This is a genomic window from Malikia spinosa (genome assembly GCF_002980625.1).
GTDB lineage: Bacteria > Pseudomonadota > Gammaproteobacteria > Burkholderiales > Burkholderiaceae_C > Malikia > Malikia spinosa.
Window position 1 is genome coordinate 1 of sequence record NZ_PVLR01000084.1, and the last position, 842, is coordinate 842.

Sequence of the window (842 nt, forward strand, 5' to 3'; positions counted from 1 at the left end):
AGCCGCGTAGCGCTGGGCCCAGCCGAACACGGTGGTGGTGTTCAAGCCCATGACCCGCGCGATCTCGCGCCAGGGCAGCCCCAGCTCTTGGCGCAGGCGCATGGCCTGGCTGCGCAGAGCCTTGAGCGCATCCGGGGAAAGCTTTCGCGCGTCGATCTTGTCCATGGTCAATAGATTACACGTTCCGGTCAATCATTGCCACCTAAATAATCCCCTTCGGTAACGGGGCATGTCGGACACCAAAGTGAACGCTCTGCAAGCTCAACTGAGTCTTAATTCCCTTTCGTAACGGGGCATGTAAGACCGAACCAGAAGGCTCTCACCGAGTGGCTGATGTCTTAATCCCCTTCGGTAACGGGGCATGTCGGACAAAATGCGAGAAGCTAGTGACGAAGGCCGCGGTCTTAATCCCCTTCGGTAACGGGGCATGCTGGACAATGATGTCCGTCCTGAAGAAGACTCTTGGGTTGTCTTAATCCCCTTCGGTAACGGGGCATGCTGGACCATTCACTGGGGCACGGTCATCGGAACGATGTCCGGTCTTAATCCCCTTCGGTAACGGGGCATGTCGGACATGGACGACAAGTTCGACGGCGAAGTTCCCGCGTCTTAATCCCCTTCGGTAACGGGGCATGTCGGACTCGGACGCAGCGTCCGAGGCCCGCAAATCAAAGTCTTAATCCCCTTCGGTAACGGGGCATGTCGGACCTGTTAGACGGGGTGAGCCCAGGTGAATACGAGTCTTAATCCCCTTCGGTAACGGGGCATGTCGGACAGGAAAAAACTGGACCACCATGACTGGTATTAGGGGTCGTCTCAGAAAACTACAGGGACTTCCCACG

At 57.0% G+C, this 842-nt stretch carries 1 protein-coding gene and 1 CRISPR repeat array; the gene reads right to left on the bottom strand.

What is annotated here, in order from left to right:
- Positions 1 to 165 (bottom strand): helix-turn-helix domain-containing protein (locus tag C6P61_RS18410; protein WP_211296993.1); only part of this gene is annotated, 165 nt, incomplete at its 3' end.
- A 38-nt stretch (positions 166 to 203) separates the two neighbouring features.
- Positions 204 to 769: a CRISPR direct-repeat array (repeat unit 29 nt; unit sequence GTCTTAATCCCCTTCGGTAACGGGGCATG).
- Positions 770 to 842 lie beyond the last annotated feature (73 nt).